Annotated in this window: 18 protein-coding genes; 15 read left to right on the forward strand and 3 right to left on the reverse strand. The window is 63.5% G+C overall.

The window, feature by feature from the left end; genetic code table 11:
• Window positions 1-73 precede the first annotated feature (73 nt).
• From ABD842_RS03940 to ABD842_RS03975, 8 genes are all read left to right on the forward strand, one after another.
• Window positions 74-1471 carry a tetratricopeptide repeat protein gene (locus ABD842_RS03940; protein WP_345110357.1) on the forward strand — a complete coding sequence of 466 codons (1398 nt, stop codon included), beginning with the start codon at window positions 74-76 and terminating at the stop codon, window positions 1469-1471.
• 187 nt (window positions 1472-1658) lie between these two features.
• A complete protein-coding gene (locus tag ABD842_RS03945) occupies window positions 1659-2489 on the forward strand; it encodes a phosphosulfolactate synthase (protein ID WP_345110360.1) in 831 nt (276 codons plus the stop codon).
• 229 nt (window positions 2490-2718) lie between these two features.
• Window positions 2719-3459, forward strand: coding sequence for a T9SS type A sorting domain-containing protein (locus tag ABD842_RS03950; RefSeq protein WP_345110363.1), 741 nt, complete (start codon window positions 2719-2721; stop codon window positions 3457-3459).
• Window positions 3460-3671: 212 nt separating this feature from the next.
• Window positions 3672-5018 (forward strand): PQQ-dependent sugar dehydrogenase, encoded by a 1347-nt coding sequence (locus ABD842_RS03955; protein WP_345110365.1) that lies wholly within the window; start codon window positions 3672-3674, stop codon window positions 5016-5018.
• Between the two features lie 217 nt (window positions 5019-5235).
• Entirely contained in the window at window positions 5236-5883 is a 648-nt protein-coding gene (locus ABD842_RS03960) for a hypothetical protein (protein ID WP_345110368.1), read from the forward strand.
• A 151-nt stretch (window positions 5884-6034) separates the two neighbouring features.
• Complete coding sequence (locus ABD842_RS03965; protein WP_345110371.1) at window positions 6035-6709, forward strand: DedA family protein; 675 nt, start codon at window positions 6035-6037, stop codon at window positions 6707-6709.
• 96 nt (window positions 6710-6805) lie between these two features.
• Window positions 6806-7546 carry a shikimate dehydrogenase family protein gene (locus ABD842_RS03970; protein ID WP_345110374.1) on the forward strand — a complete coding sequence of 247 codons (741 nt, stop codon included), beginning with the start codon at window positions 6806-6808 and terminating at the stop codon, window positions 7544-7546.
• 157 nt (window positions 7547-7703) lie between these two features.
• Window positions 7704-10931, forward strand: coding sequence for a WD40/YVTN/BNR-like repeat-containing protein (locus tag ABD842_RS03975; protein ID WP_345110377.1), 3228 nt, complete (start codon window positions 7704-7706; stop codon window positions 10929-10931).
• A 103-nt stretch (window positions 10932-11034) separates the two neighbouring features.
• Here the strand turns inward: ABD842_RS03975 and ABD842_RS03980 are convergent, their stop codons facing one another.
• The 3 genes from ABD842_RS03980 to ABD842_RS03990 all read right to left on the reverse strand — a co-directional run bounded on the left by ABD842_RS03980 (window position 11035) and on the right by ABD842_RS03990 (window position 15581).
• Window positions 11035-13623: a TonB-dependent receptor gene (locus tag ABD842_RS03980; protein ID WP_345110379.1), complete on the reverse strand. Its 2589-nt coding sequence runs from the start codon at window positions 13621-13623 to the stop codon at window positions 11035-11037.
• A gap of 189 nt (window positions 13624-13812) precedes the next feature.
• Window positions 13813-14655: an ABC transporter permease gene (locus ABD842_RS03985; protein ID WP_345110381.1), complete on the reverse strand. Its 843-nt coding sequence runs from the start codon at window positions 14653-14655 to the stop codon at window positions 13813-13815.
• On the reverse strand, window positions 14652-15581 hold the full coding sequence (locus tag ABD842_RS03990) for an ABC transporter ATP-binding protein (protein ID WP_345110384.1): 930 nt from the start codon (window positions 15579-15581) through the stop codon (window positions 14652-14654). The genes ABD842_RS03985 and ABD842_RS03990 overlap by 4 nt, the downstream gene beginning before the upstream one ends.
• A 252-nt stretch (window positions 15582-15833) precedes the next feature.
• Between ABD842_RS03990 and ABD842_RS03995 the strand changes: the two genes are divergently transcribed.
• The 7 genes from ABD842_RS03995 to ABD842_RS04025 all read left to right on the forward strand — a co-directional run bounded on the left by ABD842_RS03995 (window position 15834) and on the right by ABD842_RS04025 (window position 23450).
• Window positions 15834-16988 (forward strand): sensor histidine kinase, encoded by a 1155-nt coding sequence (locus ABD842_RS03995; RefSeq protein ID WP_345110387.1) that lies wholly within the window; start codon window positions 15834-15836, stop codon window positions 16986-16988.
• A 47-nt stretch (window positions 16989-17035) separates the two neighbouring features.
• Window positions 17036-17794: a LytR/AlgR family response regulator transcription factor gene (locus ABD842_RS04000; protein ID WP_345110389.1), complete on the forward strand. Its 759-nt coding sequence runs from the start codon at window positions 17036-17038 to the stop codon at window positions 17792-17794.
• 507 nt (window positions 17795-18301) lie between these two features.
• A complete protein-coding gene (locus ABD842_RS04005) occupies window positions 18302-18925 on the forward strand; it encodes an RNA polymerase sigma factor (protein WP_345110391.1) in 624 nt (207 codons plus the stop codon).
• Entirely contained in the window at window positions 18906-20555 is a 1650-nt protein-coding gene (locus ABD842_RS04010; RefSeq protein ID WP_345110393.1) for a hypothetical protein, read from the forward strand. The genes ABD842_RS04005 and ABD842_RS04010 overlap by 20 nt, the downstream gene beginning before the upstream one ends.
• Before the next feature lie 46 nt (window positions 20556-20601).
• Window positions 20602-20751, forward strand: coding sequence for a hypothetical protein (locus tag ABD842_RS04015; protein WP_345110395.1), 150 nt, complete (start codon window positions 20602-20604; stop codon window positions 20749-20751).
• A 138-nt stretch (window positions 20752-20889) separates the two neighbouring features.
• The gene (gene uvrB / locus ABD842_RS04020) at window positions 20890-22923 is read left to right on the forward strand and encodes an excinuclease ABC subunit UvrB (protein ID WP_345110397.1); all 2034 of its coding nucleotides are present in this window, start codon (window positions 20890-20892) and stop codon (window positions 22921-22923) included.
• A 119-nt stretch (window positions 22924-23042) separates the two neighbouring features.
• Entirely contained in the window at window positions 23043-23450 is a 408-nt protein-coding gene (locus ABD842_RS04025; protein WP_345110399.1) for a hypothetical protein, read from the forward strand.
• Window positions 23451-23569: the final 119 nt, after the last annotated feature.

Below are 23569 nucleotides of genomic sequence, written 5' to 3' on the forward strand. Positions count from 1 at the left end.
GGCCGCCCTTTTGAAATATTACCCGCAGAGCCTGCCGTTTTGGCGGCCTTGCGTCGATTGTAGCAGCATGAGAATGAACGAGAATTTTGAGGATCAGAACGAAGTGATGGACACCGTGCGCCGCTTTGAGCGCATGATGGCCAACAACGAGCCCGTGTTTTTTGATCTGGCCGACTTCGAGAATATCATTGACCACTATACCACCAATACCCAGTACGAACAGGCCCTGACGGCCTGCGAGGCCGCCATTGCGCAGTATCCGTTTTCTACGGAGCTGCTCATCGACCGCTCGCAGGTGCTGGCCATGAAGGGCGAGTACGCCGCTGCCGCCCAGCAGATTGAGGCCGTGGCCCAGCTCGACCCCGACAACCCGGACGTGGCCGTGACCCGCGGCATCATTGCCACCCAGAAGGGCGAGTTCGCGGAGGCCGTGGCTTACTTTCAGCAGGCCGCCGAGCGGGCTCCCGACCGGGATGATATTTACTTCAACCTGGGCCTGGCCTACCAGAGCTGGCAGAAATTCAAGAGTGCGGCCAAGTTCTACAAGCAGAGCCTGCGCCTGAACCCCGACAACGAAATTGCGGTGCAGGAGCTGCTCTACTGCCTGGAAGTAAGCGAGCGGCTGGAAAAGAACCTGGAGTTCTTCCGCCGCTTCACCGATGAAGACCCGTATTCCGTCATCGCCTGGTACAACCTGGGGCAGGCCTACTACCGGGCCGGCCAGTACGCGGAGGCGGAATCGTCCTTCGAGTACGCCATCCTGATTGATACCAAGTTCTACGATGCCCACGGCTTTCTGGCCAGCACCTACGTCAGCCAGGAAAAGTACCGCGCCGCCATCGACGAGTTTCACCTCAGCTACGAGGAAGGCACGCCCACGGCCGAGGCGCTCTGCAACATCGGGGAGTGCTACGAGAAGCTGGCCGAGTGGGACAACGCCCGCAAAAACTACCAGAAAGCCATTGACCTCGACCAGACCATGGACGAGGCCTGGTTTGGCATCGGGGTGGTGCTCAATGCCCAGGAGCGGTGGTTTGAGGCCATTCACTTCTTCCGCAAAGCCACCGCCCTCTACGACGAGAGCCCCGAGTACTGGCTGGCCCTGGCTGCCGCCGAGTACCAGCTGGGCAACGTGGTCAGCGCCATTGAAGCCTACGACAAAGCCACCCAGGTGGCCCCCGACAACAAGGACGCCTGGCTGAACTGGAGCATCATCCTCTACGAGCAGGGCAACTTCGACGGTGCCATCGACCTGATGACCAACGCCATGGAAATCCAGCCTGCCGAAGCAGAGCTGCACTACCGCCTGTGCGCCTACCTGCTGGCGGCCGGCCGCTACCGCGAAGCCTACCAGAACCTGGAAAATGCCCTGGTGCTGGATTTCGACAAGCACCGGCTGCTGTTTGAGTACTTCCCCGAGCTGGAGTCGCAGCGCGCCCTGGCCCGCCTGATTGATCAGTACCGCAAGTAGGGTCTTGGAAGCTTAGGGGCTTGGGGGCTTGGGGTTCGTTCCAGCAACACTGGAACGAACCCCAAGCCCCCAAGCCTTTTTTACCACTTACAAAATTCGGGCGTACTTTTGCCCGCCTGCCAACCGGATCATAAACCCCGTGAGCCGGCTTCCGACTCTAAGCCCCCAAGACCCTAAGCCCCCAGGAATGAATTACAACCTCAACAACCTCCCCGAACGCACGGCCAAACCCCGCGAGCAAGGCTACACAATGGTCATGGACAAGGGCCTCAGCATCCGCGAAGTCGAAGACTTCCTGGAAGTGGGGGCGCCCTACACCGACATCGTGAAGCTGGGCTGGGCCACTTCCTTTGTGACGCCCAACCTGAAGCGCAAGCTGGACGTGTACAAGGAAGCCGGCATTCCGGTGTATTTCGGGGGCACGCTGTTTGAGGCCTTTATCATCCGCAACCAGTTCGACGACTACCGCCGCCTGCTGGAAGAATTCGGCATGGAGTACGCCGAAGTATCCGACGGCTCCATCGACCTGGTGCACGACCGCAAGCTGGACTACATCCGCACCCTGTCGCAGGATGTGCAGGTGCTGAGCGAGGTGGGCTCGAAGGACGCCGAGAAAATCATTCCGCCCTACAAGTGGATTTCGCAGATGAAAACGGAGTTGGAAGCCGGCGCCGTGAAGGTTATCGGCGAAGCCCGCGAGGCCGGCAACGTGGGGTTGTTCCGCAGCACCGGCGAGGTGCGCTCGGGTCTGGTCGAGGAGATTCTGACCCAGATTCCGGTGGAGAAAATCCTGTGGGAAGCCCCGCAGAAGTCGCAGCAGGTGTGGTTTATCAAGATGATGGGCGCCAACGTGAACCTGGGCAACATTGCGCCCAACGAAATCGTGAGCCTGGAAACCATCCGCCTGGGGTTGCGCGGCGACACGTTCACCCACTTCCTGGATATGGACAGCGTGGACGAGATGTTCAGGCCCGAAGCCAAAACCGGTAAGCCCGGCACCTCTATGCCGCGCGGCTAGCCCCTGTGCCCGGTGGCCCGGCCGCCCAACTACCGCTACGCCCGCCTTACCCGCGCTGCCACCTTTCGGAGCGGGTGAGGCGGGCGTAGCGGTAGCCGGGGCCTGCGCTGCTAGTGTATGTAGTGGCTCCCGCGCCGCGTTGCTGGCTTGGCCGGCGGCAAAAACCTCATTTTCCGGGGCTGCTGTCGTATCATTGCAACCCCATTCCCCTGCCTTTGCTTTTCGCCTCATGAAACACGTCGTACTCAGTCTTAGCCTTTTGCTGCTTGCCCTGGCCGGTCAGGCCCAGGTTTCCAACACGTTTACCGGCGCCCTCGTGGCCGCCGACCCCACCATTCCGGGCGGGCGGCTGAACCGCAACGGCATCGCCGCCATCTGCAGCACCAACAAAGCGTATCCCGGTGTGGTAGCCACTGCCACGGGCGTCCACTACGACACGTACACCATCACCAACCCGAGCACCACCACCTCGGCCTGCGCCACGCTGACGCTGGCCCCGGCCTGCTCGGAAGGGACGGGCCAGCTGTTCTGCTCGGTCTACCTCACTGCCTTCAACCCGGCAAATCTGGCTACCGGCTACCGCTCGGATATAGGCTTGTCGCCTACAACGGACCCGGCGTCGATGAACGTGCTGGTATCCCCGCGCGAAGTACTGGTGGTGGTGATAAGCGGCGTGGCTGCTACCTCTGCCTGCAGCTCCTACAGCCTCACCGTTTCGGCCCCGGTGGCTCTGCCAGTGCGCGCCAGCCGCACCACTGGCCAGCCCACGCTCACGGCTTATCCTAATCCGGTGCAGGACGTGCTCCATATTGCCTCGTCCAAAGCGGGCGGGTACTCGCTCTACACCACTACCGGCGAGCTGGTAAAGCACATCAGCGGCTCAGAAGTGTCCCTGCGCGACCTGCCCGGGGGCGTGTACATCCTGCAGCAGGACGACACCAGGGCGGCTACGCGCATCGTGAAGCTCTAAGCAGTCCGGCCAGTAACTTCCTGACGCGTCCTGTCTCCGCTGCTTTGGCGGAGGCAGGACGTTTACTTTGGGGCAAGCCGGGGTGATATGCCCTGGTTTTCGGTGGTACGTTCCGGGCGGCTGGGCAGGCCCGCACCGCTGCCGAAGCTGGGGGGGCGGTAACCATCTGCCCCAAAGGCAGTAAACAAGGGACCTCCATTCTGACTGTCCCGATGAAAAAAGCGAGTTTTAACGCCTCCCTGCTGCTGCTGAGCCTGGCTGCCGCCTGTGGAGGACCTTCCCAGGAAGAGAAGCGCGAAGCCCAGGCCGCCACGCCCGCCGATACCGTCAGCACGGCGGCGCAGACGGTGCCGCTGCCCGCGCCCTACGCTACCAAGTCGAGCAGCAACCGCAGCGAGGTTATCGACTGGCCCGCGGGTAAAAAGCCCGTGGCCCCGGCCGGTTTCACCGTGACGGAATATGCCGGCAACCTCGACAGCCCGCGCTGGATCTACGTGCTGCCGAACGGCGACGTGCTGGTGGCCGAGTCGAACACGGTGCCGAAAGACGCCAAGGAAAAAGCCGCCGCGGCCCTGGGCCTCGACAAGTCCCGCTCCCTCAAATCGACCAGCGCCAACCGTATCACGCTGCTGCGCGACGCCGACCACGACGGCAAGCCGGAGGTGCGCACCACTTTTCTGAGCGGTCTGCGCCAGCCGCTGGGCATGGTGCTCATCGGCAACAACTTTTACGTGGGCAACACCAACAGTGTGATGCGCTATGCCTACGCGCCCGGCGCTACCAGCATCAGCGGCCCCGGCCAGAAAATCCTGGATCTGCCGGAAGGCGGCTACAACAACCACTGGACCCGCAACCTGGTAACCAACGCCGACAACTCCAAGATCTACGTGAGCGTGGGCTCGGGCTCCAACGTGATGGAGCACGGGGCCGAAAACGAAGTGCGCCGCGCCAACATCCTCGAAATAAACCCCGACGGCAGCGGGGAGAAAATCTACGCCAGCGGCCTGCGCAACCCCGTGGGCATGGCCTGGGCGCCCGGTACCACCACACTCTGGACCGCCGTCAACGAGCGGGATGAGCTGGGCGACGACCTGGTTCCCGACTACCTGACCAGCGTGCAGGCGGGCGGCTTTTACGGCTGGCCGTATTCCTACTTCGGCCAGCACGAAGACCCGCGCCGCAAGGGCGAGCAACCCGCGCTGGTGCAAAAAGCGCTGGTGCCCGAGGTGGCGCTGGGGTCGCACACGGCTTCCCTGGGCCTGGCTTTCTACCGCCAGTCGCAGTTTCCGGCCCGCTACCACGGCGGCGCCTTTATCGGGCAGCACGGCTCCTGGAACCGCACCGCGTTTTCGGGCTACAAAGTGGTGTTCGTGCCGTTCAAGAGCGGTAAGCCCACGGGGCCGCCCGAAGATTTCCTGACCGGCTTTCAGGTGGACAGGGCCAGCAACAAAGTATACGGCCGCCCGGTGGGCGTATTCAGTGCTCCCGACGGCAGCCTGCTGGTCGCCGATGATGCCGGCAACAAGGTGTGGCGGGTGAGCAGCACGCCCGGCGCCTAGTGCGCCCCACCGTGCAAACCCCGTAAGCCAAGAACTGGCAGGCGGGGCCGGACGGGGATTTTCCCTGCTTCGGCCCCGCTTTTTTGGGTAATATTTTAGCTGGCAGTTGTATTTTATATAATTAACTATATATTTGATTGAACTAAATAAAGTAAAACTGCTCTTTCAACCGTTTCGCCCCGGGGCGAATGCTTGGGAGCCTAACTCAGCCTGCGCCATGCAAACGACCATTCGCCCTACGCTGCCCGAGCAGACCCGCAATTTTGCCAAATCGATCATGGACCGCTATCTGGGCGAGGTAATCGTGCAGAACTGGGCCCAGCAGGGCCGCCCGCTGCCCCCGCCCCACCAGGTAAAGCAGGCCGTGATTGAGGAGTACCGCCAGCGTTACGGCTGCCGGGTCCTGGTGGAAACCGGCACTTTTCTCGGCGATATGGTAGAGGCTCACCTGCGGCACTTCGATGCCATAATCTCCATTGAGCTGAGCAAGGTGTTCTACGAAAAAGCCTGCTACCGCTTCCGGAAAGCGGCCCATGTGACCATCTATGAGGGCGATAGTGGAGCGGTGCTGCCTCATGTGATGCGTACGCTGCGCCAACCGGCCATCTTTTGGCTCGATGGACACTATTCCTCCGGCGAAACGGTAAAAGGCGACAAGGACTGCCCGATTTTCGATGAGTTGTCCGCTATTTTCAACCAACGCAACCGGCAGGATCATGTGTTGTTGATTGATGATGCCCGTCACTTCGTGGGCGAAGGTGACTATCCCACCATCGCTGCCTTGCGGGAATTCATTCAGGACTGTGATAGTCGGTACCGGCTTGAGGTAAAAGACGATATCATCCGGGCCGTGGTGGGCGACTAGCTCAGCTACCCCCGGGCGGGCGGTAAGGGCCGCAGCAGGCCGCCGTTTTGTCGGAAACATTTGCGCACAGGCTGCCACTTTCCCGGCAGCCTGTTTTCTTTGTGGGATAATTGTCTGGCGAATTCCGCCGTTTTCCTTACCCAATCCCTCAATGGAGCTTATCAAGCACTTTTTCGACCTCGTCCTGCATCTCGACAAAACGCTGATTGATGTCGTGCATCAGTACGGGACGCTGACGTATCTGATTCTGTTTCTGATTATTTTCACCGAAACCGGCGTCATTATATTTCCCTTCCTGCCCGGCGACTCCCTGCTGTTCGTGGCCGGCACCCTGGCGGCGCAGACCGCTAATCCGGGTTCGCCCGAGACGCTGCTCAACATCTGGTACCTGATTCCGCTGCTGTTTGCCGCGGCCTTTCTCGGCGACAACCTCAACTACTTCGTCGGCGACTACCTCGGGCCGCGGGTGTTCCGCGAAGACTTCCGGTTTCTGAAGCGCAAGTACCTCGAGCAGACCCAGGCCTTCTACGCCAAGCACGGCGGCAAAACCATCATCATGGCCCGCTTCGTGCCGATTGTGCGCACGTTTGCCCCGTTCGTGGCCGGCGTGGGCACCATGAAGTACAGCTACTTTATCAGCTACAGCATTGCCGGAGCCCTGCTCTGGGTTATTTCCCTGACCGCCGCCGGCTACCTGTTCGGCAATATTCCGGTGGTGAAAAACAACTTCACCCTGGTGATTTACGCCATCATCCTGTTGTCGGTGCTGCCGCCGGCGTTCCAGTTTCTGAAGTCCAAGCTCAGCCCCGGCCCGGTGCAGGCCTAACGGCCCAGTTGGATTATTTTTTCAAAAACCGCCCTGCCACTGCGGAAGTGGGGCGGTTTTTTTGTTTTTTCGGGACATCATTAGCGGTGCCAGTTTATGCGGGAATTCGGGCTTATCGGGCAGACGCTCGGGCATTCATTTTCACAGACCTACTTCAACCAGAAATTCCATAGCCTGGGAATCGAGGATTGCCGCTACGAGCTGTTCGAGCTGCCCTCCGTCGACCACTTCCCGGCCCTGCTCACCGGCCGGCCCGGGCTGGCGGGGCTGAACGTGACGATTCCCTACAAGGAGCAAGTCTGGCCTTACCTGGATGCCGTGGCTCCTTCCGCCGCCCGGGTGGGCGCGGTAAACGTGGTGGAGTTTGCCGCCGATGGCCGCCGCATCGGGCACAACACGGACTATATCGGCTTCCGCGAGTCAGTGAGTGGCTTTTACACGGCGCGGGGCGAGGGAGCCGGGGCGCTGGTGCTGGGCACGGGCGGCGCCTCCAAGGCCGTGGAGGTGGCGCTGCGGGAGCTGGGCATCCGCTACTGGCTGGTGTCGCGCAACCCCCTGGCCCGGGGCCTGACCTACGACGAGCTGACGCCCGCCATCGTCGACGCGCACCCGCTGATTGTAAACTGCACGCCGCTGGGCACGGCCCCCAACGTGCACGAGTGCCCCCCGATTCCCTACCAGCTGCTCACCCCCGAGCACTACCTGTTCGATTTGATTTACAACCCCAGCGAAACGCTGTTCATGGAAAAAGGCCGCGCCGCCGGCGCCCAGACCAGGAACGGGTTCGAAATGCTCTGCATCCAGGCCGAAGCCGCCTGGGCAATCTGGAATGGGTAGGCCTGCGGGCCCCCGAACCCCGGCCCGTATGGCCCTTTAAAAATGCTGTGATACCTTGAAGGCCGCAAGTCAGCCGGAATGGTTGTGCCGCCAGGCCTCGGAGCCCGGTGGACCTTCCCATTCGGCCGGGTTGCAGGCCACCGTTGACCATGCTTTTATGAAGGTAAGACTACTCCGGAAAACCGCTTTTTTCCTGCTGTTGCTAGTGCTGGGCGCTGCCGCCGGCACCGCCCAGCCTGTATCAAAAAAGCGCAAAGCGCCGCAGGGCGCCGCCCTGCCCTACGACTCCACGCTCTACAACGGGCTGCGCTGGCGCTCCATCGGCCCCTACCGCGGCGGGCGGGCCGGCACGGTAACCGGCGTACCCGGCAACCCCAACCTCTACTACATGGGCACGGCCGGCGGCGGCGTGTGGCGCACGATGGACGGCGGCGGCACCTGGGCCAATATTTCCGACGGCTACTTCGGCGGCTCCATCGGGGCCGTGGCCGTGAGTGAGTCGGACCCGAACGTGCTCTACGCCGGCGAAGGCGAGCAGACCGTGCGCGGCAACGTGTCGTCGGGCTTCGGGGTGTGGAAGTCGGTGGATGCGGGCCAGACCTGGCGTAACGTGGGGCTGAAGGACTCCCGCCACATCGGCCGCATCCGCATTCATCCCAAGAACCCCGACCTGGTGTACGTGGCCGCCATGGGCAACCTGTACGGGCCCGGCGAAATGCGGGGCGTGTACCGCAGCAAGGACGGCGGCCAGAAGTGGGAGCGGGTGCTGTTTGCCAACGCCGACGCCGGGGCCGTGGACCTGACGCTGGACCCCGCCAACCCGCGCATTCTGTACGCCAGCACCTGGAATGCCCGCCGCACGCCCTACAGCTTCTCCTCGGGCGGCCCGGGCTCGGGCCTCTGGAAAAGCACCGACGGCGGCGACACCTGGAAGGATATTTCCCGCGCCGACGGTCTGCCCCTCGGTACGCTCGGCATTATCGGCGTGGCGGTTTCGCCGGTGAACTCCAGCCGGGTGTGGGCGCTGATTGAGGCCGAAAAGGGCGGCTTGTACCGCTCCGATGATGGCGGCCTGCACTGGCAGAAGCTTTCCGACGACCGCAATCTGCGCCAGCGCGCCTGGTACTACACCCGCATCTACGCCGACCCCAAAGATGCCGACGTGATGTACGTGCTGAACGTGTCGTACCACAAGAGCAAGGACGGCGGCCGCACGTTCCAGGCCAGCGACGCCCCGCACGGCGACCACCACGACCTCTGGATTGCCCCCGAAAACCCCAGCCGCATGGTCATCGCCGACGACGGCGGGGCCCAGGTGAGCACCGACGGCGGCCAGAACTGGACGACCTACGAAAATCAGCCCACCGGCCAGTTCTACCGCGTCGTCACCGACAACCACTTTCCCTACCGCATCTACGGGGCCCAGCAGGACAACTCCACCGTGCGGATTCCGCACCGCACCGGCGGCAGCACCATCGAGGCCCGCGACTGGGAAGCCACGGCCGGCGGCGAAAGCGCCCACCTGGCCGTGGACCCGCTCAACCCCGACATTGTGTACGGCGGCAGCTACGACGGCTATTTGTCTCGGGTAGACCACAAGAACCAGCAGGAGCGCCTGATCAACGTGTGGCCTGACAACCCCATGGGCCACGGCGCCGAGGGCATGAAGTACCGGTTTCAGTGGAATTTCCCGCTGCTGTTTTCGCCCCACGACTCCAAGCGGCTCTACACCGGCTCCAACCACCTGCACGTGACCACCAACGAAGGCCAGTCGTGGGAGCTGCTCAGCCCCGATTTGACCCGTAACGACCCGAAAACCCTGGGGCCGTCGGGCGGGCCCATCACCAAGGACAACACGGCGGTAGAATACTACGGGACCATCTTCGCCATTGCCGAGTCGCCGGCCGAGCCGGGCGTTATCTGGACCGGCTCCGACGACGGCCTGATCCACGTGACCCGCGACAACGGCAAGACCTGGACTAAAGTGCAGCCCCAGGGCCTGCCCGACTGGATTCAGATCAACAGCATCGACGCCCACCCCACCACCAGGGGCGCGGCCTACGTGGCGGCCACCATGTACAAGTCCGGCGACTTCCGGCCCTACCTCTACAAAACCACCGACTACGGCCGCACCTGGACTAAAATTACGACCGGCATTGCCGATACCCACTTCACCCGCGTAGTGCGCGCCGATGCCAAGCGACCCGGGCTGCTCTACGCCGGCACCGAGTACGGCCTGTACGTGTCCTTCAACGATGGGACGCAGTGGCAGCCGTTCCAGCTCAACCTGCCCCCGGTGTCCGTCACCGATCTGACCATCAAAAACGACAACCTGATTGCCGCCACCCAGGGCCGTGGGTTCTGGCTGCTCGACGACCTCACGCCCCTGCACCAGCTGAGCGCAACGGTAGCTACCCAGAAGTTTCACCTCTACACGCCCGCGCCGAGCTATAAGATGGAAGGCCGGGGCTCGGCGGAGATTCCCAAAACCGCCGGCCAGAACCACCCGGGCGGGGTGCTGCTGTATTACCAGCTGGCCCAGAAGCTGGACTCGACCAGCACCGTGAAGCTGGAAATCCTGGATCCGAGTGGTAAGCTCGTTCGCTCCTTCGCCAACACCGACCGGGAAATCAGAGCTCAGAACCTAACCAAGGACGACAAGGCCAAGGCGAAAAAGGAGCTGCTGCCCACCAAAAAGGGCCTGAACCGCTACGTGTGGGATTTGAGCTACCCCGGGGCCAGCAAGTTTGAGGGGCTGGTGCTGTGGGGCGGGGGCACCCAGGGCCCGAAAGTGGTGCCCGGCACCTACAAGGTCCGGCTGACGGTAAACCAGGAAACCCAGGAAACCGCCTTCTCCGTGCGGCCCGACCCGCGCAGCCCGGCCACGCCCCAGGACCTGCAGGCCCAGTTCGACTTTCTGCGCGACGTGCAGCAGAAGCTCACCGAAACCCACGATGCCATCCGTGACATCCGCACCATTCGCGGGCAGCTCAAAACCCTCACGGGCCCGCTGAAAGAGCAAACCGCCGCCAAGGAAATAGTGGACGCGGCCGAGGCCATCGACAAGAAGATGACGACCATTGAAGAGACGCTCTACCAGACCAAGAACCGCAGCGGCCAGGACCCGCTGAACTTCCCGATCCGGCTGAACAACAAGCTGGCAAACCTGACGGGCCAGGTCAACTCCGGCGACTTCCGCCCGACGGAGCAGGCCGTGGCCTACAAGAAGGAAGTTATCGGCCAGATCGACGCGCAGCTCAGCCAGCTCCGGCAGATCCGGGAGCAGGACGTGCCCGCGCTGAACAAGCTGGTGAAAGACAAAAACGTGGACGCCATTACGCTGCCCAAGCAGGCGGCAGCAGCGGCCCCGACGAACATCCCATAGTCAAATGGTAAACAAGTAAAAAGCCCGGTTCCACCATGGAATCGGGCTTTTTGCTTTTGGGCTGACTGCGCCGGTGGTGGCTAAACACAAGCTATGTGAGGCTTTACTGCTGGCCGTTGCCGCCTTCACCCTGCTTCACGTCGTCGTTCTGGATGCCGCGGCGGCGCTTCTGGGGCTGGGCCGAGACTTTGCCGAAGCGGTAGTTGAAGGCCAGGCGTACCCCGCGCAGGTAGATGTAGTTGTTGCTTTCCTGGCGGAACTGGTCGGTATCGACGGTTGACTTCAGGTTGCGGGTCGCACTCAGGAAGTTGTCGGCGTTCAGCGTCAGGTCGGCCTTGTCCTTGAGCAGGTTTTTGCGCAGGCCCGCCGAGTAGAACGTCCAGGCGGCCTGGCTGCCCTGCAGCTGCACCCGGCGCGAGTTCAGCCCGCCGTTAAACTGCAGGCTCAGGCCCTTGTCAAACTTGTAGCCCGAGTTGATGTTCAGGCCGTACATCAGCCCGGAGTTGCTCAACCCCAGCGAAGGACTTTTCAACGACACGTAGTACACGTTCAGGGTGCCGCTCACGTCCCACTTGGGCAAGGGCTTCACCGAGCCGAACACGCTCATGCCATAGGTGGCGTTGCGGCCGATGTTGCGGAACGTCTGGTTCTGCACGAGCCGATCCGCCTTGTTCTCAACCTTGACCGTATCCACGAAGCGGAACGTTTCAATGGCGTTGCCGGTGCGGCGGGCGTAGGCCGAAATGTTCAGCACCGACCCCTTGATGAAGGTGGTGTAGTTCAGCTCGTAGCTGTTCGTCAGCTCGGGCTTCAGCTGGGGGTTGCCGTAGCTGATATTGAGCGAATCCACCGCGTTGACGAAAGGGTTGAGGTAGAAAATCTGGGGCCGCTGAATCCGCTGCGAGTAGGCGGCGCGCAGGCTCTGACCGGGTTTCTTGGGGTTGCCGGGCTGGAAGCTCAGGCTCACGTTGGGCAGCAGGGTAGTGTAGTCCTGCGCCACCCCCGAGTCGGAACCCTGCTGGAAGCTGCCGTCGATGCGGGTTTGCTCCACCCGGGCGCCTACTTTCGAGCTGAGCTTCTTATTCAGGCTGAAGCCGTACGAGCCGTAGACCGACAGCACGTCCTGGTCGTAGCGGAATTCGTTGGAGCGGTCCGCGCTTCTGACCAGGGTGCTCTGGCCGGTGGGGTCGGTCTGCACGGTGTAGTCGCTGCTCACGCGGCGCATGATGGCTTTGGCCCCGGTTTCGAGGGTGGTGGTTTCCGAGAACGGGTGGACGTAATCGGTTTGCAGCGTCGTTTCCAGGTTGCGGGCCAGGTTCAGGCTTTGCTCGCGGTAGTTTCTGGTGCCGTCCGTACCCACGCTCAGGCCCGGATACTGGTCGAGACGGTAGTCCTGGTTGTTGCGGTTGCGGGTATGCTGGGCCAGCACGCTCCACTCGCGGCGTTTCTGCTCGAAGCTGCGGGTATAGCTGCCGCTCACGTCGTAGCTCTGGGTGCGGAACTTGCGCTCCGAGTCGCGGGTAAACTGGTTGAAGAGCGTCGGCTGCGGCGTGCTGGTGTTGAACAGCTGGTTGTCGCCGCTGTTGCGGAACATGCTGCCCTGCACGCCCAGCGTCAGGCTATGGTACTGGGCCGGGTCGTAGTCGAAGCCCAGCCGGCCGAAGCCGCCCCCGCCCAGGACGTTGCTTTCGCCCTGCTGATCCAGCGTCAGGCGCTCGGTGCCGTCCGCGTTTTTCAGGTAGCGCTTCAGGTCGTTGCGGCCGGGACTGTAGAAGGCGAAGCCGCTGGCCGAGCTGGTCAGCCCGATTTTACCCTGGCGGTAGTTCAGGGCCGCGTTGGCGTTGGAGCTGCGCGTGCCGCCGGCCAGCCCCACGCTGCCGTTGGTGCCCTGCAGGTTGTTTTTCTTCAGGATGATGTTGATGATGCCGCCGCTGCCTTCGGCGTCGTACTTGGCCGAGGGCGAGGTAATCACCTCCACGCTCTTGATCTGGTCGGCCGGAATCTGCTTCATGGCATCGGCCACCGAGGAGGCCACAATGCCCGAGGGCTTGCTGTTGATGAGCACCCGCACGTTAGCCGTGCCGCGCAGCTCGATGTTGCCGTCGGGGTCCACGCTGACCAGCGGCACCTTGCGCAGCACGTCGGCCGCGGTGCCGCCGGCGTTGGTGATGTCCTTTTCGGCGTTGTAAACAATCCGGTCGGGCTTGGTTTCGATAACGTCCCGCTCGCCGGTCACGGTCACTTCGCCCAGCTTCTGGGCCGACGACGTCAGCGTCACGGTGCCCAGGTCGGTACCCGTTTCGCCCACCGTTACCGGCTCGGTGCGGGCCGTGTAGCCCAGGAAGCTGATCTGCACGCGGTAGGCGCCGGGGGCCAGGCCTTTCAGCACGAACCGGCCCTTTTCGTCGCACACCGTGCCGTCGAGCGGGGTAGTACCGGTAGCCGGCAGCAGGGCCACGGTGGCAAACTCCACCGGCTTTTTGGTGGCCGCATCCAGCACAACGCCCGTCAGCCGGCCCGCGCCGCGCGGGGCCGCGGGCAGGGCCAGGGCTTTAGGAGCCGCCGGAGCTCCCGGCGCCCCGCCGGGCTGCCCGGAACGGGTAGCGGCCGGGGCAGCGGGTGGCGTGGTTTGAGCCAGGACCGGGGCCGTAAGCAGGCCGGAAAGTAACAGCGGTAGATAAGCGTGTTTCATGAACGTATAAAAGCTAAGAAGGAGTTACAAAGGGACGACAAAGCCCGGGTTCTGACAAACAAAAGTGGCCGAGTGGTAGAAATCTGGCGCTGAGTCGCCATAGTATCGGGCTGAACGGCAGCCTGCATCATTCTGCACAGGGTCACCGCGGTACGGGGTGAAGTTGCACGAAGCCGAAAAAAACAGGCTCTATTCGGCCCGGCGCAGCTGAAGCAAGGCGTAGCCCAGCAGCACGGCGGCCCCAAACCAGGCCAGGCTGTACCACTCCGCCGGGGTAAGCGCCGGATCGACCAGCAGCGTCTGCCGGTTCATAGCCTGGAGCGCCCGGGCCGGCGCCGCGTACGGAATCAGGTCCACGTGTTCCCAGCGCAGCAGCGTGAGCGCCGATACGATGCCGCCGATGCCCAGCGCCAGCGGCCCCACGAAGCCGCGCCACCACAGCGCCGCCACGTACTGCACGCCCAGCATCCCCAGCGTCGCCAGAAAAGTATGGCCCAGCATCAGCGCCACGGCCCCCAGCTCAACGCTCTTGGTCTGAAAGCCCAGCTCCGGGCGCACCCAGCCCAGCACGATGCCCGCCGCCAGCAGCAGCAGCGCGTAGAGCACGTGGGCCACCACCGTAAGCTGGAGCACGACCAGCAGCTTGCTGACGTACACGGCCCCGCGCCCTACCGGCAGCGCGTGCAGGTGCTTCCAGCCGGCGGCCCGGTGCTCCACATTGGCCAGCAGCCCCGTGAGCATCACCACGAACAGCGGCAGCAGCAGCAGGGAAGCTGTTTGCCAGCTCATGCTCACGTACTGGGGCCAGGGATTTTCGCCCGGCTTCACCAGGTACTGACCCTTGAAAAAGAAGATGGCAAAGTTGAGCAGCACCGGCAGCGCGCCACCGGCCAGCGCCAGCCACAGCGCGGGCGTGCGGCGCAGCTTGCAGTAGTCGGCGGCCAGGCAGCGGCCGAGCTGGGTGAGCGGGCCCGGGGCCGCCGGCAGCGTATCCCAGGCAGCGGGGAGGGGAGTAGAAAGGGCGGTATTCATGAGGCAATGCTGGTTTCGGTGAGCTGGAGGAAGGTTTCTTCGAGGCTGGGCTGCTCCTGGCGCAGGCCGTAGATGGGCTGGCCCGCGGCCACCAGGGCGGCCGCCAGATCGGCAACCTGGGCCGGGGCGCGGCCGGGCAGGCGGAGGGTACCGGGCCCGGTTACGGTGGCATCAGCCAGCAGCCGGGGCAGCAGGTTGCGGCAGGTGTCGGCCGATTCGGTTTCCAGCACCAGCTGCTCCTGGCCCGTCCGCAGCTGCCGCAGCTCGGGCAGGGCCCCCTGAAACACCAGCCGGCCCTGCTGAATGACGCCCACGTGGGTGGCAATCTTCTCAATCTCGCTGATGAGGTGGCTCGACAGCAGAATGGTTTTGCCGTGTTCCTGCCGCAGCCGCTCCAGCAGCCCCCGCATTTCCATGATGCCGCTGGGGTCGAGGCCGTTGGTGGGCTCGTCGAGCAGGAGCAGGTCCGGGTCGGGGAGCAGGGCCAGGGCCAGGCCGAGGCGCTGGCGCATCCCGAGGGAGTATTCCCGGGCGGGCCGGTCGGCGGCTTCGCTCAGCCCTACCAGGGCCAGCACGTCGGCGGTGCGGTGGGCGGGCAGGCCCCGCAGGCGGCGGGTGGCGTCCACGTTTTCCCGGCCCGTGAGGTGGTCGTAGAGCGAGGGGTTTTCGATGAGGGCGCCCACCCGGCTCAGTAGCGCTACCCGGTGCCGGGCCAGGTCGTGCCCGAACAGCTGCACGGTGCCCGCCGTGGGCTGCAGCAACCCCAGCAGCAGCCGCATGGTAGTGCTTTTGCCGGCCCCGTTCGGACCCAGGAAGCCGTAGATGCTGCCCGGCGGCACCCGCAGGTTCACCCCGTGCAGAATGGGGCGGGAGCCGAAGCGGAAGTGCAGGTCCTGGGTTTGGAGCAGGAGCGGAGCGTTGGTCATGGCGGAGAGTAGTTGGGTAGAACTGCCGCAAACCTAGGCCGGCCGCCGGGGCCGCGCCCGACTATTCAACCAACCGGCCCGTTACCCGCCGCAAACCCGGATTTAAACCGCCCAACCCACGGGGGTGCCCCTGCCGGCTGCCCGGGAAGCCCTGGCGGCCGGTTGGTAGAGAAAATATGGGGGCTGAAGGCGCGCAGGACGGCATTGGTTGAATGCCGGTGGGCATTGCGGGGGCCAGCTGTATCTTCCGGGGTGCAAACTGTCGGATCTGCTTCCTCTCCCATTGAATCCAGCCGCTGGCCGGCGTGGCTCCATACTTTCAGCCGCCTCGACTGGTGGCCCCGCGTGAACGAAGTAGCCGCCGTGCCCTGGTGGGTGCATCTGCTGTTCTGGGGCATTCTGCTGCTGTTCGACGGCATGATGCTGTCCTACAACCCGACCAAGTTCGGCAGCCAGCTGGTGCTGCGGCAGTTTCTGCTGCGCGCGGCCCTCACCGACGCGCTGGCGGCGGCCATGTTCTACACCAACTGGATGGTGCTGATTCCGCGCACCCTGAGCCGGGGCCGGCTGGTGCCCTACATCATTGGCGTGCTGGTGCTGCTGCTGCTCTACATTCCGGCCCGGTTCGGCACTTCCCTGCTGATTGGGGGCGCCGCCGAAGGTGTGCGCAACCAGCCGCAGACGCTGGCCATGATAGTGCCTTATGGCATGATGGGGCTGATGGCCATCTTTTTCAGCTCGGCCCTGCGCATCACCGGCGACTACCTGCGGGCCCTGAGCAACCGCCGGGAGCTGGAGCGCCAGCAACTGCTCACGGAGCTGGCCATGCTCAAAACCCAGATCAACCCGCACTTTCTGTTCAACACGCTCAACAACATCTACTCCCTCACCAGCCGCAAGTCCGATAAGGCCCCGGAGGCGGTGCTGCGGCTGGCCGAAATCATGCGCTACCTGCTCTACGAAAGCGGCACCGAAACTGTGCCGCTGAGCCGGGAGCTGGCCCACCTGCACTCCTTCCTGGATCTGCAGCGCCTGCGCCTGCCCGCCTCGGCCCCCGAAGCCATCCGCTTCGAGGTAGCCGGCGTGCCCGCCGAAAGCAACTTCCCCATTGCTCCGCTGCTGCTGCTGCCGCTGGTCGAAAACGCCTTCAAGCACGGCGACCTCGCCGCCCGGCCGGTGGCCGTGCACATCACCCTGGCGCTGGCCCCCGATACCGGCCTCACCTTCAGCGTCCTCAACCACGTGGCCCCCAACGATGCCGGCCGCGAGCTGCCCGACCAGCCCGGTGGGGTAGGGCTGGCTAATCTGCGTCGCCGCCTCGAGCTGCTGTACCCCGGCCGCTACGCCCTGTGGGTCAGCACGCCGCCGGGGCAACACCTGGTTACGCTCACGCTGCGCCAGGCCTAGCCGGACTCAGCTCATTAATCTGATCCTAATCCCCTTTTCTGCTGCTTATGCTGACGTGCGTTATTCTGGATGACGAGCCCCTGGCGCTGGACCTGCTGGCCGATTATTGCGCCCAGGTGCCGGGGCTGGAGCTGAAAGGCCAGTTCGACGATGCCCTGGCGGGCCTGGCATTCCTGCAGGATCATCCCGTGGATATAGTGTTCCTCGATATTCACATGCCCCGCCTCACCGGCCTGCAGCTGGCCCAGCTGCTGCCCGCGCCCGGCCCGCGCATCATCTTCACCACCGCCTACGACCAGTACGCCGTGCGCAGCTACGAGCTGAACGCCGCCGACTATCTGCTCAAGCCCATTGCCTTTCCCCGGTTTGTGCAGGCCGTGCAGAAAGTACGGCAGCAGCTTTCATCCACCGGGGCGCTGCCCGGCGGGCCCGGGCCAGTCGCGCCAACCGCGCCAGCTGGGCCAGTCGAAAGCCTGCCGGTTGCCCCGGACGCTATGTTCGTGAAAAATGAGCACCGTCTCCAGCGGGTCGCCTTCGCCGATATTCTCTACATCGAGGGCATGAAAGAGTACCTGCTGATTTACACCACTGCCGGCAAAATCCTCACCCTGCAATCGTTCCGGCGCCTGGAGGAGGTGCTGCCGCCCGAGCGGTTCGTGCGCATTCACAAGTCGTTTGTGGTGGCCCTGCGCTGCATCGAGCACGTGGAGCGCGGCAAGGTGCAGGTGGCGGGGCGCCTGCTGCCCATCGGCGATACGTACCGTGAAGCTTTCGTCAACCTGATCAGGCCCTATCAGCAGCTCTGATAAGCCTGCCGGCGCGGCGCGAACGTAACGGATGACTGGTGTCGGCAGGGCCGCTGATGGGCTAGCCTTAAACCAACAGCAGCCCGCCGAAACCGGCGGGCTGCTGAAATTGCAAGTAGGCGTGCGAATACGATGGCCAAGTAAAGTATTTATTTCCTCTTCTCTCAATTTGTTGGCAAATTGGGGCAGGAATGTTGGCTGGGTAAGTGGTTCAACCTAAATGGCTTTCCCGAGGGCGTCCGGATTTTTTTGGCGGCCGTGCAACCCTGATCGGGGCTGGTGCCTCTTCCCAGAGTAGCCCCGTTCCTTTGGCCCGGCGGCCCGCCGATTTAGCTTATTCTACGCCCCGCATATGCCACAATCTATTCTCTTCAGCATCCCGTCAGCCTGGGCTGGCTGGGTTGGTCACTCAAACGCCGGCCGGGTAGGTCGGGCCTGGTAATGGGAGCTTTATCTGCCGTTCTGGGCACTTCGGGTAACGGATTGCGCAGCTTACTGCCGGAAGGCATGTCGGCTTCCAAAACCATTTCGCCCCCGTCCTCGTCTGCTGTGCGCCACCTGACTCCTGCTTCCCAGCTCAGCGAGGCTGAGCTGATTGACGGCTGCCTGGCCGGCAGCCGCCTGATGCAGAAACACCTCTACGACCGGTTTGCCGGCAAGATGATGACCGTGTGCCTGCGCTACGCCCAAACCACGTTTGAAGCCGAAGACGTGCTGCAGGAGGGCTTCATGACGGTATTCAACAACCTGCGCAACTTCCGCCGGGAGTGCCCGCTGGAATTCTGGATTCGCCGGATCATGGTCAATGCCGCGCTGCGCCAGCACCGCCGCAACGCGCCGCTGGTGGCCGTCAGTGAAGGGGAGTACCCGGAAGATCTGGCCGGGGAAGAGTTTACCCTTTCCAACTACGCCTTTGAGGAAATGCTCAACCTGGTGCAGGAGCTGGCCCCCCGCTACCGGATGGTATTCAACCTGTTTGCCATTGAAGGCTACGGCCACAAAGAAATCGGGGAGATGATGGGCATCTCCGAGGGCACCAGCAAATCCCAGTACTCCCGCGCCCGGGCCATTCTCAAGTCAAAACTGGAGCGCCTCGACGCCCAACGCACCAATGCTACCTTCCGAAAATAATTTCACTCCGCCTTCCGACCAGCCCAAGGGTGACCTGGAGCACCTGTTCCGACAGAAATTCGCGGAGGCGGAAGTGCAGCCCCGCACCAGTCTGTGGGAGCAGATTGACCACACTCTGGTGGTCGGGCAAAACGAAACCTACCGCCGCCGCCTGGTGCTTTACCGCTGGGTGGCCGCGGCCAGTGTGGCGTTGCTGATCAGCTTCGGCAGCTGGTTTGGCCTGCGCTACGGCAGCAGTTCCGCCAGCTTGCCCGACTATGCCGCCCAGGCCGCCCAGGCCACCCAGGCCGCCCAGGCCACCCAGGCCACAACCAATCAGAATGGCACGGCCGCTGGCTCGGACCAAGCGCCGGCTGGCCTTCTGGCCCGCGGGCAGCAGCGTGCCGGGTCTGGTGCTTCGGCCGCGGGCACGGGCACCCCAGGTACCCAGAGTGCCACCCGCAACGCATACTCGACCCCAGCCGGACGGGCCACGGCCGCTACTACGCCTTCTGCTGCCCAGTCAGCAGCCAGCTTCACGGACCGCATCAGCAGCCTGCTGAACGCCGTAACCCAGCGGAGCGGCTACGGGCTGATTGGTTCGGGCGCTACCGTCGCTTCCGTTGGGGCCGGAGCAGGCAGCCGCCAGTATCCGGCCATGGCCGACGGCCCCGCGGCCGGGAGCTCTGCCGCTTATCATGCTGCCCAGACCCCGTCGCGCAGCGGTATGGCTGAGCTGGATGCCCGCACGACGGCCCTGCCCGGTGGTCTGCACTATGGTCGCCCAGCCACTTTGCCTCTTACCAAGCTGCCCGCCGCTCTACTGGCGGCGGTGAGCCCGGTAGAAGAGCCAAAGGAAGAAACCAGCAGCCGTCCGCGGCGCTGGCGGCTGCTGGGGTCCTATGCCGCTTCGGCCTATAACCCCAACATGAACTTCGCCCGGGCGGCGGCCACGCCAACCACTACCTCAACGGTAGGCCCAGTGTATAGCCGCCCGATGCCGGATTCTTACTCCGGGGCCGCCGCCGAATACCGGCAGCAGCTGCGGGCCGGCCTCAGCCAGCGCGTAGCCCTGACGGCCAACTACGCCGCCACCAAGCACTGGACGCTCATGGCCGGTGTGGAAGCGGCTGAGCAGCATGCTTCGTCCCGCACCTCCCACGGCTTCCTGGATGGCAGGCAAAACCTACTTGAGTCCGGAGTAGCCAACGTTGACCCCAACGTGGTACGGCAGCCGCCGCCCGCGCAGGCCACTTCCTACCGCTACCGTACGGCCGGCATCCCGGTGAGCGTGCGCTATGCTTCGGCCAAGCCGGGCGTGTCGGTCTATGCCAAGGTGGGTGCCGCGGTAAACGTACTTTTAAACAGCCGCTCGGAGCTGGAAGGCTCGCCCGAAGCCACCAGGGTCTACAATCTGACCTCCGCCGACTCGCCCTACCGGCGGGTGCAGGTGGCCGCCCGGGGTGGGGCCGGCGCCCGGTTTCAGCCGTCGCACGCCGCCTGGAGCGTAGCCGTAGGCCCCACGGCCGAGGCGGGCCTGACGACCCTGAACGCGGATCCGGCCCAGAGCCTGCAGCGCCGCTCCCGCCCGTATTCCGTGGGTATGGAAGCCAGCGTGGAATTTGGCAGCAAGCCGGTTTTGGCGCCCTAAGCAGCGCCGCGGACCGGTATCTTATTTTATCTAATGCTTACGAATGATGAAAACGCTACTTTTTCTGCTGGCCGTCTGGTGCTGTCTGGGGCTGGTACAGTTTTTTACGGGCCCGGCTTCTCCCTCTGCGGAGGCGGCTAAAGTGCGGAACCACACTGCCGCGCCCGTGGCGGCCGGCGAGGTCACGGCCCGCTAAGCGGCGTGGCCGGCGCCTCTGCAACCTGTGAAAAAACCCGTCGGGCTTCCCGAGCGGGTTTTTTCTTTTCCCAGGAAACCTACCTTGCCCCATTGGAGTTATTCGGGGCTGCCTTAGCTCCCACCTTTTTCTTCCTGCATGGAGTACAAACTGACCTCTGAATTCAAGCCCACCGGCGACCAGCCCAAGGCCATTGCCCAGCTCGTGGCGGGCGTGGAAAGCGGCGAGCCGGCCCAGGTGCTGCTCGGCGCCACCGGTACCGGCAAGACGTTCACCGTGGCCAACGTGGTGGCCCAGACCGGCCGCCCCACCCTGGTACTCTGCCACAACAAAACCCTGGCCGCCCAGCTCTACAGCGAGTTCAAGTCGTTTTTTCCCGACAACGCCGTCGAGTACTACATCAGCTACTACGACTACTACCAGCCCGAGGCCTACATTGCCAGCACCGACGTCTTCATCGAGAAGGACCTGGCCATCAACGAGGAAATCGAGAAGCTGCGTCTGCACTGCACGGCCACGCTGCTCAGCGGCCGCCGCGACATTATCGTGGTGGCGTCGGTGTCGTGCATCTACGGTATCGGCAACCCCGAGGAGTTCAGCAAAAACGTGATTTACCTGGCTCCAGGGCTGAAATACTCGCGCAACAACCTGCTCTACCAGTTCGTGCAGATCCTGTACTCGCGCACCGAGGTGGAGTTTACCCGCGGCACGTTCCGGGTGAAGGGCGACACGGTGGACCTGTACCCGGCCTACGCCGACTTCGCCTACCGCATCTTCTTTTTCGGCGACGAAATTGAGGCCATCCACAAGATTGACCCCCAGAGCGGCAAGAAGCTCGCCGACGAGGAGAGCGTGACGCTGTATCCGGCCAACCTGTTCGTGACCGGCAAGGACACGCTTAACCAGGGCATCAAGGAAATCCAGTTCGACATGGTGCAGCAGCACGCCTACTTCGAGAAGGAGGGGCGCGACTCCGAGGCCAAGCGCATCCTGGAGCGCACCGAGTTCGACCTGGAGATGATCCGGGAGCTGGGCTACTGCTCGGGCATCGAAAACTACTCGCGCTACTTCGACGGCCGCCAGCCCGGGGGCCGGCCCTTCTGCCTGCTCGACTACTTCCCCGACGACTACCTGATGGTCATCGACGAAAGCCACGCCACCATTCCGCAGGTGCGGGCCATGTGGGGCGGCGACCGGAGCCGCAAAACCGCGCTGGTCGAGTACGGCTTCCGCCTGCCCAGCGCCATGGACAACCGCCCGCTGACCTTCAACGAGTTCGAGAGCATGTACCGGCAGGCCATCTACGTCTCGGCCACGCCTTCCGACTACGAGCTGACTCAGGCCGCCGGCGTCATCATCGAGCAGATCATCCGCCCCACCGGCCTGCTGGACCCCGAAATCGACGTGCGGCCGAGCGTGAACCAGATCGACGATTTGCTCGACGAGGTGGACAACCGCGTGAAGATGGGCGACCGGATATTGGTCACGACGCTGACCAAGCGCATGGCCGAGGAGCTGCAGAAGTACATGGAGCGCCTCGGCATCAAGTCGCAGTACGTACACTCCGACGTGAAAAGCCTGGACCGGGTCGAAATCCTGCGCCAGCTGCGCCTCGGGGTAATCGACGTGCTCATCGGCGTGAACCTGCTCCGCGAAGGACTGGATTTGCCCGAAGTGAGCCTGGTGGCCATTCTGGATGCCGACAAGGAAGGCTTCCTGCGCGACCAGCGCAGCCTGATTCAGACCATGGGCCGCGCCGCCCGGAATGAAAAGGGCAAGGTGATTATGTATGCCGACCGCATGACGGGCTCCATGCAGCGCGCCATTGATGAAACGAACCGCCGCCGGGATGTGCAGATAGCCTACAATCAGGAGCACGGCATCACGCCCCGCACCGTGCGCAAGTCCCACGACGAGATTAACGCCTCCACCTCGCTCTCGGACAAGCGCCGCATCGAGCCGGACGGCTACGCCGCTTCGCAAACCGATACGCTGCTGCTGGCCGCCGAGCCCGTCATTTCGATGATGACCAGGACGGACCTGGAAAAGCTTGTCAAGCAAACCGAGAAGCTCATGGAAGGTGCGGCCAAGGACCTCGACTTTCTGCAGGCCGCCAAATACCGCGACGAGCTGGCCCAGCTCAAGCAGCTGGTGAAGTCGAAGCGGGACTAAGCCTTTGGCACCCCGTCAAGGCCGCTGGCAGAGTAAGAAAAGGTTTCCGCCAAAGGGTTTTGAGCAGAAAGGCAAAGCTGTACTTTGGGGCATCCTTTTCCTCCCTAACCCTTTCTGTGATGAAGCATTTACTTCCGCTCACCCTGCTCTGTATCCTGTTGCTGGGGCTGATTGCCACCCCCGCGCCCGTTGTGGCCCAGAGCAAGGCCGCTCCCGTCTACACCTACATGCACATGACCACCATCGAATCGGTGGTGGCCGGGGGCCTGGGCCGGTCCCGGGTGCTGTTTACCCCCGACTTCAAGGGGCAGAAAGAGGTGGAGATGGAGAATCTGTTCAGCCTGACGGGCATCAACATGAAAAACGTGCGGGCCAACGAGGAGAATATCCTGCGCTTCCTGAGCGACGTAAATGCCGACGGCTGGGAGCTGGTGCAGGCCATTCCGCTTACCCAAACCCTGCAAAGCGGCGGCACGACCGGGCAAGGGATTTTCATGACCCGCTACCTGTTCCGCAAGGCCAGGTAGCCTGCTGCCAAGGCGCAGAAAAGCCCCGGTCACCCTGGCCGGGGCTTTCCTTTGGTCCGGAAGCCGAACGGCGGCTTTTGACCGGATGATAAGCTGCCGGCCGGGAAGGGCCGCCGGCC

This window comes from Hymenobacter algoricola (assembly GCF_039539525.1).
In the GTDB taxonomy this organism is placed as follows: domain Bacteria; phylum Bacteroidota; class Bacteroidia; order Cytophagales; family Hymenobacteraceae; genus Hymenobacter; species Hymenobacter algoricola.

What these genes read in the sequence shown, in the direction of transcription:
- ABD842_RS04025 (WP_345110399.1), top strand. Translation starts at nt 23,043, where the DNA reads ATGAAGCATTTACTTCCGCTCACCCTGCTCTGTATCCTGTTGCTGGGG.
- ABD842_RS03960 (WP_345110368.1), top strand. Translation starts at nt 5,236, where the DNA reads ATGCAAACGACCATTCGCCCTACGCTGCCCGAGCAGACCCGCAATTTT.
- ABD842_RS03965 (WP_345110371.1), top strand. Translation starts at nt 6,035, where the DNA reads ATGGAGCTTATCAAGCACTTTTTCGACCTCGTCCTGCATCTCGACAAA.
- uvrB (WP_345110397.1), top strand. Translation starts at nt 20,890, where the DNA reads ATGGAGTACAAACTGACCTCTGAATTCAAGCCCACCGGCGACCAGCCC.
- ABD842_RS03955 (WP_345110365.1), top strand. Translation starts at nt 3,672, where the DNA reads ATGAAAAAAGCGAGTTTTAACGCCTCCCTGCTGCTGCTGAGCCTGGCT.
- ABD842_RS04005 (WP_345110391.1), top strand. Translation starts at nt 18,302, where the DNA reads ATGTCGGCTTCCAAAACCATTTCGCCCCCGTCCTCGTCTGCTGTGCGC.
- ABD842_RS03950 (WP_345110363.1), top strand. Translation starts at nt 2,719, where the DNA reads ATGAAACACGTCGTACTCAGTCTTAGCCTTTTGCTGCTTGCCCTGGCC.
- ABD842_RS03940 (WP_345110357.1), top strand. Translation starts at nt 74, where the DNA reads ATGAACGAGAATTTTGAGGATCAGAACGAAGTGATGGACACCGTGCGC.
- ABD842_RS04010 (WP_345110393.1), top strand. Translation starts at nt 18,906, where the DNA reads ATGCTACCTTCCGAAAATAATTTCACTCCGCCTTCCGACCAGCCCAAG.
- ABD842_RS04000 (WP_345110389.1), top strand. Translation starts at nt 17,036, where the DNA reads ATGCTGACGTGCGTTATTCTGGATGACGAGCCCCTGGCGCTGGACCTG.
- ABD842_RS03970 (WP_345110374.1), top strand. Translation starts at nt 6,806, where the DNA reads ATGCGGGAATTCGGGCTTATCGGGCAGACGCTCGGGCATTCATTTTCA.
- ABD842_RS03990 (WP_345110384.1), bottom strand. Translation starts at nt 15,581, where the DNA reads ATGACCAACGCTCCGCTCCTGCTCCAAACCCAGGACCTGCACTTCCGC.
- ABD842_RS03975 (WP_345110377.1), top strand. Translation starts at nt 7,704, where the DNA reads ATGAAGGTAAGACTACTCCGGAAAACCGCTTTTTTCCTGCTGTTGCTA.
- ABD842_RS03945 (WP_345110360.1), top strand. Translation starts at nt 1,659, where the DNA reads ATGAATTACAACCTCAACAACCTCCCCGAACGCACGGCCAAACCCCGC.
- ABD842_RS03980 (WP_345110379.1), bottom strand. Translation starts at nt 13,623, where the DNA reads ATGAAACACGCTTATCTACCGCTGTTACTTTCCGGCCTGCTTACGGCC.
- ABD842_RS03985 (WP_345110381.1), bottom strand. Translation starts at nt 14,655, where the DNA reads ATGAATACCGCCCTTTCTACTCCCCTCCCCGCTGCCTGGGATACGCTG.
- ABD842_RS04015 (WP_345110395.1), top strand. Translation starts at nt 20,602, where the DNA reads ATGAAAACGCTACTTTTTCTGCTGGCCGTCTGGTGCTGTCTGGGGCTG.